This is a genomic window from Burkholderia sp. E168m23 (genome assembly GCF_016586125.1).
In the GTDB taxonomy this organism is placed as follows: Bacteria; Pseudomonadota; Gammaproteobacteria; order Burkholderiales; family Burkholderiaceae; genus Burkholderia; species Burkholderia orbicola.
The window spans coordinates 1-2,701 of sequence record NZ_BCPP01000955.1 but is presented as its reverse complement, the minus strand read 5'-3'; the positions used below and the strand labels follow the sequence as shown (position 1 = coordinate 2,701).

The 2,701-nt window shown below is 66.7% G+C and carries 4 protein-coding genes; all 4 read right to left on the bottom strand.

The features are described 5' to 3' along the window. Positions 1 to 533, bottom strand: a 533-nt coding sequence (locus JMF90_RS32515; protein WP_236598076.1) for an ABC transporter substrate-binding protein, incomplete at its 3' end; no start/stop codon positions are given. Positions 534 to 1,019: 486 nt separating this feature from the next. After that, on the bottom strand, positions 1,020 to 1,793 hold the full coding sequence (locus JMF90_RS32510) for an SDR family oxidoreductase (RefSeq protein WP_077180394.1): 774 nt from the start codon (positions 1,791 to 1,793) through the stop codon (positions 1,020 to 1,022). 19 nt (positions 1,794 to 1,812) lie between these two features. Beyond that, positions 1,813 to 2,451 (bottom strand): thiol:disulfide interchange protein DsbA/DsbL, encoded by a 639-nt coding sequence (locus JMF90_RS32505; RefSeq protein WP_011694426.1) that lies wholly within the window; start codon positions 2,449 to 2,451, stop codon positions 1,813 to 1,815. A gap of 70 nt (positions 2,452 to 2,521) precedes the next feature. Continuing rightward, positions 2,522 to 2,701 (bottom strand): SPOR domain-containing protein (locus tag JMF90_RS32500; protein WP_201325967.1); only part of this gene is annotated, 180 nt, incomplete at its 5' end.

Sequence of the window (2,701 nt, the reverse complement as noted above, 5' to 3'; positions counted from 1 at the left end):
GTCAGGATCGGCACGAAGGTCGCGTTCGGCTCGTTCAGCACGAATTTCACCGTGCTGTCGTCGACCTTCGTGACCGACTTCACGAGCTTCACGAGGCCCATCGACTGCGCGTGCGGAAAGCCGCTCGCGCCGGCCACCTTGTGCCACGGATTCGCATCGTCGAGCATCCGCGTGAACGTGAACACGACATCGTCCGCGTTCAGCGCACGGCCCGGCTTGAAATAGTCGGTGGTCTGGAACGCGACGTTCGGGCGCAGGTGGAACGTGTACGTGAGGCCGTCGGCGCTCGCTTCCCATTTGTCCGCGAGCGCGGGCACGACCTTCTTCGCGGCTTCGTCGTAGGACACGAGTGTGTTGAAGATCACGTCGGCCGATGCGTTGGTCGTGACGAGCGAGTTGTACTGCACGACGTCGAAGCCGTCCGGGCTCGATTCCGTGCAGACGGTGAGCGGCTTGGCGGCGGCGAGGCCGGGGACGGCAAGGGCGGCGAGGGCCGTGGCCACGGCGGCCGCGGCGAACAGCTTGACGTGCATAGGATCTCCCACGTGGCGTGTGTTTTTCGCTGAATGACGGAGGCAGGCGCGGCCCGGAAGCGGGCAGGGCCGACGCGGCTGGCGAATAGCATACCGTCAAAGCGTGCGACGCGCGAAAAAAGGCGCCGGAACGCGGTGAATTGACCGAAAAACGGCTGCGTTCGCGACGGAATGCGTGTTGGGGCGGCGGTGTGGGCAGGTCAAGAGCGATGCGCGAGGCAACGGCGCCGAGACGGCGGTCGAACGCGAGGCGCTGAGCACATGCGTGGCGCGACTCGAGCGACGAAACAGATACGATCGCGCCAGCGATGCGTGACATGTGGTGCGCCACGGAGTCCGGAACGCGGGAACGCAAGAACGCAAGAACGCAGAAACGCAGAAACGCAGAAACGCAGGAGGGCGGGAATCCGCTCGGCTCCGCGCGATCCGACCGCGGCGATCAAGCCGCGCCCCGGCGCGAGACGTGCGCCGGGATCCACGACGCGCTCAGTGCGCGCCGGCCTTCGGCTTGCGCGGCGCCTTTTCGAACAGGCGGTCGTACAGCCAGCGCGGCAGCACGTGCAGCACCTTCGCGACGACGCCCATCTGCCACGGAATCACGCGGAATGCGTGCTGCCGGGCGATCGCGCGTGCCGCACGCGCGGCGAAGCGATCGGCGTCCATCAGGAACGGCATCCGGTACGGGTTGTGCGCGGTCATCGGCGTGCGGATGTAGCCGGGCGCGATCGTCACGACGCCGACGCCGGCCGGGCGCAGCTCGACGCGCAGCGCTTCCAGATACTTGATCGCGGCCGATTTCGACGCGCTGTACGCGCCGGAGCCGGGCAGGCCGCGCACGCCGGCGACGCTCGCGACGCCGACCAGCGTGCCGTGGCGCGCGGCCGTCATCGGGCCGACGAACGGCTCGAACGTCGCGACCATCCCGTAGTAGTTGATGTCCATTACGTCGCGGAACGCCGCGAGATCGCCCTGGCCCGTGACGGCGCCCTGGCTGATGCCCGCGTTCGCGATCACGACGTCGGGGCAGCCGTGCGCGGCGATGAACGACGCGGCGGCCGTCGCGAGCGCCTCGGCGTCGCGCACGTCGGCGGAATAGACGGAGATGGACAGCTTCGGGAACCGCCGCGCGAACGCATCGAGTGCATCGGTGCGTCGCGCGACGAGGGCGAGCGTGGCGCCCTGGCGGGCGTATTCCTCGGCCATCGCAAGGCCGAGGCCGCTCGACGCGCCGGTGATGAAGACCTTCAGCGGAGTAGTCATGCCGGCGCGCGGACGGGGATCAGAGCTTCTTGTCCTGAACTTGCTTCACGAGGAAGTCGAGCACCTGCGCGGTACCCGGGATGCTGTTCGTGTAAGCCGGGCCCGTCTTGTACTTGCCCTGGACGACGACCGTCGGCACGCCGTCGATCGCGTAGTCCTTCAGCAGCTTGGCCGACTGGTTCACCTCGCCCTGCACGCTGAACGAGTTGTACGCGTCCATGAACTTCTTCTTGTCGACGCCCTGCGTGGCCAGGAAGTCGGCCTGCGCCTGCGGCGTCAGCAGGTAGTTCTTCTGCTTGTGGATCGCGTTGAAGATCGCCGGCGTGACCTTCTCGGAGATGCCGAGCGCGGACACCGCATAGAACAGCTTCGAGTGCGGGAGGAAATCGTCACGGAATGCGACCGGCACGCGCTTGAAGTCGATGTTGTTGCCCTGCTTCTTCACCCAGGCCTCGATCGTCGGCTCGAATTCGTAGCAGTGCGGGCAGCCGTACCAGAAGAACTCGATCACCTCGACCTTGCCGGCCGGCGCGGATACCGGCTGCGGCGACTTCATCACCTCGAAGTCCTTGCCGGCGGCCGGCGCGGCGGGCGAAGCCTGGGCGAGGCCGGCGGCCAGGCCCAGGGACAGAAGGAGCGTGCTAAGCAGTTTTTTCATGTTGTGAACGTCGAATCAGTTGCTCGGGTTACGGAACGTAACGGGTTCTGCGTGGGCTCGGCCGGTTGGCTTACTGCTTCGTGAAGCGGATCACCGCCGTGTCGACACCTGCATCGGACAGGCGCTGGCGGGCCGAGTTCATATCCTCGAACTTCGAGAACGGGCCGACCCGCACGCGGAAATAGGTCACGCCACTGACGTCGCGCTTCGACACCTTCGATTCGAAGCCCTGGAAGCCGAGGCGCGCACG

What these genes read in the sequence shown, in the direction of transcription:
- JMF90_RS32510 (WP_077180394.1), bottom strand. Translation starts at nt 1,793, where the DNA reads ATGACTACTCCGCTGAAGGTCTTCATCACCGGCGCGTCGAGCGGCCTC.
- JMF90_RS32505 (WP_011694426.1), bottom strand. Translation starts at nt 2,451, where the DNA reads ATGAAAAAACTGCTTAGCACGCTCCTTCTGTCCCTGGGCCTGGCCGCC.